General features: G+C 47.8%; 5 protein-coding genes and 1 pseudogene (1 of these 6 cut by a window edge). All 6 read right to left on the bottom strand.

What is annotated here, in order from left to right; genetic code table 11:
* A protein-coding gene (dacB, locus tag ACZ5EJ_RS00575; RefSeq protein WP_074455770.1) for a D-alanyl-D-alanine carboxypeptidase/D-alanyl-D-alanine endopeptidase crosses the window boundary here: on the bottom strand, window positions 1-1,350 show its 5' portion. Its footprint begins 78 nt before the window's first position; 1,350 of the gene's 1,428 nt are visible here — the first part of the coding sequence; the start codon lies at window positions 1,348-1,350; its stop codon lies off the left edge, out of view.
* 27 nt (window positions 1,351-1,377) lie between these two features.
* The gene (locus tag ACZ5EJ_RS00570; RefSeq protein ID WP_074455771.1) at window positions 1,378-1,698 is read right to left on the bottom strand and encodes a hypothetical protein; all 321 of its coding nucleotides are present in this window, start codon (window positions 1,696-1,698) and stop codon (window positions 1,378-1,380) included.
* Window positions 1,699-1,735: 37 nt separating this feature from the next.
* A complete protein-coding gene (gene sucD / locus ACZ5EJ_RS00565) occupies window positions 1,736-2,611 on the bottom strand; it encodes a succinate--CoA ligase subunit alpha (RefSeq protein WP_074455772.1) in 876 nt (291 codons plus the stop codon).
* Between the two features lie 3 nt (window positions 2,612-2,614).
* Window positions 2,615-3,808, bottom strand: a complete 1,194-nt coding sequence (gene sucC, locus ACZ5EJ_RS00560) for an ADP-forming succinate--CoA ligase subunit beta (RefSeq protein WP_464557258.1) — start codon at window positions 3,806-3,808, stop codon at window positions 2,615-2,617.
* A 17-nt stretch (window positions 3,809-3,825) separates the two neighbouring features.
* Window positions 3,826-5,034 (bottom strand): response regulator, encoded by a 1,209-nt coding sequence (locus tag ACZ5EJ_RS00555; protein ID WP_464557692.1) that lies wholly within the window; start codon window positions 5,032-5,034, stop codon window positions 3,826-3,828.
* An 18-nt stretch (window positions 5,035-5,052) separates the two neighbouring features.
* Window positions 5,053-6,009 (bottom strand): annotated as a pseudogene (locus tag ACZ5EJ_RS00550) (IS481 family transposase); the annotation flags it as partial.
* Between the last annotated feature and the right edge of the window lie 58 nt (window positions 6,010-6,067).

The raw sequence follows: 6,067 nt of genomic DNA, 5'->3' as shown, positions 1-6,067 counted from the left end.
GAATACTATTACATAACGCTTTTTTTTATGGTTCAGCACATACCCTGCTATCGCGGATACATCTTTCAATGTGCCTGTTTTAATATGCGCCTTTTGAGCAACAACGGATTTCTTTAAGCGCTTTCGAGCTGTTCCATCCACCCCGACCACTGCCAGGGAGGCCATGAATTCAGGCATCGTGGGCGAAAAATAAGCCGCATTCAGCAAGTCATTTAAATGCCGCGCACTGATTCGTTCTGTGCGTGACAACCCCGATCCATTTTCCAGCACCAATTCTGGAAAATCCATATTTTTTGAAAATAGCCACTGTCGTATTCCAGATCGCGCAAGATTGGGTGAAACAAATTCGCCGCTGTTAGATTCTGTTTCACCCAGTGATAAAAACAACTGTTTTGCTGCTACGTTATTACTGAATTTGTTAATACCCCGAATGACTTCGGCCAGTGGCGGAGAATGGTAGACACTGATCGGATTCAGCGTTTTTGATGTTACTCCACGCCGTACGCTGCCATTAAATGTACCATCCAGTTGCTTCCATAGCCCACTAAACAGCTGATGAATGTACGTCGAGCTCTCGTGCAAACTCAGGTAGTAAGCGGTTTGGCCACAATGAGCCGAGTAATCACCTTCAAGCATTACTGTCACATGGCCTGGTCGCGGAACATCGTCACGAATATTCACGCGAACTCCACTGGTGCTACATTTTTTCTGAGTCAGTTTGAGGTGGTTTTGCACATTCAGCAATTGGCTTTCCGGATCGGCCGTAACCCGCACTCCACCATGCTGCGATTCGGGAAATAGATGTAGTGTTGATGTGTGGTAATTCACCAGCAGCGCTTCCGGGGCCACATTGTAAGTTTTATAGCGTTTACCATCAAAAGCACCAGGATTTTCCGTCGGAAAACTATAGTAGCTGTAATCCAGTACCAGATCTCCGCTGATATCTTTTAGCCCGGACTGGCGAAGCTGACGGAGCAACAGCCAGAAATTTTCCAGATTAAGGCTGGGATCGCCATAACCCTTGATGATCAAGTCACCTTGCAATCTGCCATTTTCCAGATTGCCATTTGCATACACCTTAGTACGCCACGTGTATGATGACCCAAGCATTTCCAGTCCGGCATACGTTGTTACAACCTTCATGACTGAAGCAGGATTCATTGGCACATCAGCATTGACTGACACTAGCGGCCGCTCAGCACCGACTTCCCTGACATAAATCCCGACAGCTGCTTCGGGAATGCCTGTTTTTTTTAGTGCCTGCCTGACGGTATCTGGCAAATCAACGGCATAAGCCGGAAAAGTCAACGCACCCCATAATAACCACGTTATTTTCAGCAAACTTTTCATAACAGTCAGCGGATCAGTTTATTTTGATCAACGTATACCACGACAAATAGATAACCCGTCATCCCAACCCATCCGGTACTGCATATCGGCCGCGTAGCGTTTTTTATCCTTAAACCCATAAGCTGATTGTTTTGCGGTTTCACATCCATCCACATATCCTTCCTGAGCTGCTTTGGGGTAGCCAGCAAGATTGTAGGTTGGGCGCGTACTAAGCGGCAACGGACCGGACGGTCTTTGCTGCACAACAGGATCCGGAGCCGGGAGAACGGGGCCAGGCATCGGGCGCTTAGCCATCGTACAGCCTGCCAATAAAGCAATTACTATCGCAACAACATTTACTCGCAGCATTTTTCACTCCCTTTTATTCGTTATATTTTATTTTTTGCTATATCACTGTTTTCAATAGCTTGCCCATTTCAGCTGGATTGCGGGCAACATGAATACCACATGCCTCCATTACTTCAATTTTTTCCTGTGCTGTTCCTTTGCCTCCAGCAATAATTGCACCTGCATGCCCCATCCGTTTGCCGGGAGGCGCTGTCATTCCGGCAACAAACCCCACCACCGGCTTCTTCATATGATCTTTAACCCAATGAGCAGATTCTTCCTCATCAGTACCACCAATTTCACCCACCATCAACACCGCATCAGTTCCGTCATCCTCATTGAACAACTTTAGGATATCAATATGTTTAAGACCATTGATCGGATCACCACCAATTCCGATGCAAGTAGATTGCCCTAATCCCAGCTCACTCAGCTGCGCCACTGCCTCATAAGTTAACGTACCTGATCTTGAAACCACCCCAATCCTTCCTTGTTGATGAATGGCGCCTGGCATAATGCCAATTTTCAACTCACCTGGCGTGATAACTCCCGGACAATTAGGACCGATCAACCGTGTCTTTTTTCCACGCATACGGGCGCGTGTCCGCAACATATCTCGAACAGGAATACCTTCAGTAATGCAGATGACCAGATCCAGTTCGGCCTCCACCGCCTCATCAATTGCTGCAGCTGCATAAGCAGGCGGCACATAAATCACCGATACAGTCGCACCCGTCGTCTGCCTTGCTGCTTCCACTGTTGCAAACACCGGAATACCTTCAAAATCCTCTCCTGCCTTTTTAGGATTGACTCCAGCCACAAAACAATCCCTGCCAAAAGCATATTCTCGGCACTGGCGAGTATGAAACTGCCCGGTTTTACCTGTAATACCCTGTGTCATGACACGCGTATGACGATCAATCAGAATAGCCATCTGTTATGCTCCTCTGGTTGCAGCTTCAGATCGATGCCGAGCTGCTGCATCCACCGCCTTTCTGGCAGCATCAGCCATGTTGCTGCCAGCAATAATCGTTAATCCCGAATCTGCCAGAATCTTTTTCCCCAAATCCACATTGGTTCCCTCCAATCGAACAATCAATGGAACAGCTAGCTTCACCTCGCGCACCGCTGACACCACCCCATCAGCAATTACATCGCAGCGCATAATCCCACCAAAAATATTGACCAGTATTGCCTGCAAATCGGGATTTCTCAGCATCAGCTTGAATGCCTCAGTTACTTTTTCCACCGTCGCTCCGCCTCCCACATCCAGAAAATTGGCTGGATTGCCACCATAGAGTTTAATAATGTCCATGGTTGCCATAGCCAAACCAGCACCGTTGACTAGACAGCCAATATCACCATCAAGCGGAATATAGGAAAGCCCATGCCGCGCTGCTTCAACCTCAAGCGGATCATCTTCATCCAGATCCCGCAGGGCAACGATTTCCGGATGACGAAACAAGGCGTTATCATCGAAATTCATTTTGGCGTCCAAAGCAATCAGACGGTTATCTGGTGTAACAATCAACGGATTGATTTCAAGTAATGAAATATCGTTCTCATCGAATGCCTGATATAGCGCCCCCAGCATAGACACCGCCGCTGATCGGCATGATTCAGGCAAATTGATCTGGCGCACAACTCTCTCTGCATCTTGAAGATTCAATCCCTCAAGCGGATCAATCTGAGTTTTATGTATTTTTTCTGGTGTACTGGTTGCCACCCCCTCAATATCCATGCCACCCGCATCACTCGCAATTAAACTGACACACTGCGAAGCACGATCAACAACCAGTGCCACGTAATACTCATGACTGATATCGATCCCCTGTTCAATATAGAGCCGGCGAACAATCTGTCCCTGTGGGCCGGTTTGATGCGTGACCAGCGGAGCAAACAACATCGCCTCAGAAAACTGCCGGACCTCCACAATGGACTTTGCCAGCTTTACCCCCCCTGCCTTGCCACGCCCTCCAGCATAAATTTGTGCCTTGACCACCCATTTATCACCCCCCAGCTTTTCAGCAGCCAGAATCGCTTCCTCCACGCTAAAACAAGCAATACCGGCCGGCACACTAATCGCATAACGGCTAAGAATTGCTTTAGCCTGGTATTCATGAATTTTCATATTTCATCCTTTTGCGCTCACACATCGGGTTGTGCCAATACCTTCTTAATATAACTCCCCACTTCGGCCAGCTCTTGTTTAAAGCCAGGCAATAGCCTAGCCAGTTTTTCCACATCACCTTCTTTTGCAGCCACCTCCATTTGCGCACACCACTCACCCAGAGCCAGCGCACCAATCGAACGCGCTGAAGATTTAAGCTTATGTACGGCAAATTTCGCCTCATCTGCCTTGCCATCTGCTACGGTACTTTGCAACTGTTCAGCAATCTTTCGAGCGTCACGGAGAAAATCTTGCAAAAATTCTTTGATAATGACCTGATCATTTCCGACCAACGATTTAAGTATATTAATATCCACTGTGATTTTTTCAGCGGCAACTAAAGGCCGATGAATATTTTCCTCCTGTTGCTCCACCCGTTTCGACCCTTGTAACCATTTCTCCAGTACCGATTTAAGCTGTTCTAGTTGCACCGGCTTACTCAGATAATCATCCATTCCTAGTGCACGACACCTTTCCGCTTCACCCTTCAGTGCATTCGCTGTCAAAGCGATGATTGGAATCTGATAACGGCCCGTTTTTTCAGCGCGAATCGATTGCGTTAACTGATACCCATCCATTTCCGGCATATGCAGATCAGTCAGTATCAGCGCATACTCTCCACTTTTCCATTTCTGCAGTGCCTCACGCCCATTGACGACAATGTCTGCAGCAAACCCCAGCAAAGTAAGCTGCTGGCGAATAACTTTCTGGTTAATCTCATTGTCTTCAGCAACCAGAATCAGATTATCCCGCTGTAGCGCCTCTTCCCGGGATAATGGAACAACTTTATCGACAACTACTACAGAAATATCCTGATCTTCCTCTAGCTTTGCCCGGCCGGCTGCAACCGCTACCGCACGGAGAAATACCCGACGATAAAGTACATTTCCATCGAGCGTCACTACACCCTCCTCTTCCATACGGCCGCGATGGCGGCGGCCACGTCTAATAATTACAAACTGAAGCTTGTCATTTACACTCGAATTGGGCCGATCGCGAAATACCGCACGCAACTCTTCAATGGGCAACTCCTCATCCCTCATATCTACCACTAACAACCATTGACCCGTCGGAAGCTGTTTAATTCGTTCACGTGCAGCAAGCAATCCCGGTACACACTCAACTACAACACCTGCATATTTCAGATAGGTTGCAAGATCAAGGCTCAATCCGTCTTTACTTCCCATAACCACACATGACAACCTGTTTAGTCCCACGGTGTGCTGGAATGGGTCAAAGATAAAACGATCTGGCTCATTTTTCCAGATTTTGCAGATGTATTCATAGGGTGTTAGGCCTTTGAGAGCTTTTAGTCTTTTGGCGAAGTTATAAGCCATCACAAAGCGATGGAGATGGGCCTTCAGCTGATCGTGTGAGTCGTAATAATACCGTTTTACAGTCGCATCCTTGATGGTTCGATTCATGCGTTCAACCTGACCATTGGTCCAGGGATGGTTGGGTTTGGTGAGACGGTGCTCGATGCCGTTGATCTGACAACACCTATCGAACATATGCGTTACATACTGAGCCGTTGGCCCATTCCGATAACGCGCCGGGAACGTAAACTGGATACCGTTATCAGTCAGGATTGTATGGATCTTGTAGGGAACAGTCTCGATCACGGCCTTCAAGAAGGCGGTTGCCGTGTTGCGGTTGGCTTTGTTCTGGAGTTGAACAAAAACGAACTTTGATGTCCGGTCAATGGCTACAAAAAGATAGAGTTTACCTTCCTTCGTACGAACTTCGGCAATATCAATATGGAAGTAGCCAATTGGATAGGCATTAAACTTTTTCTTTGGCTTGTCACCATCAACCTCCGGCAACCGACTGATGCCATGCCGTTGAAAGCAGCGATGCAGGCTTGAGCGGGTTAAATGCGGAATGCTTGGTTGCAAGGCATATAGACAATCATCCAGCGGTAGAAGCGTATGTTTGCGAAACGCCACAACAGCGGCTTCTTCTTCCAGACTTAAAACAGTCGAGTGCGACTCTTTGGGGCCCATCGGTGCATCGTGGGTGAATTCCCGCTTCCGCCACTTCGCTACCGTTTTTGGATTAATCCCATGCCGCTTGGCCAGAACATTCAGACTCTCTTGACTATTTTGTATCGCTCGACGTACCGCCGCTGTCGTGCGGGCGCTTCCGTGTAATATCTGTCCCATAAATCATCCCTCCGTAGCTGGTTATATGTTACACCAGCACACCGTGGGACTAAACATC

Source organism: Nitrosomonas sp. TNE100, from assembly GCF_055387135.1.
This window is presented reverse-complemented; position numbering and strand designations above follow the sequence as displayed.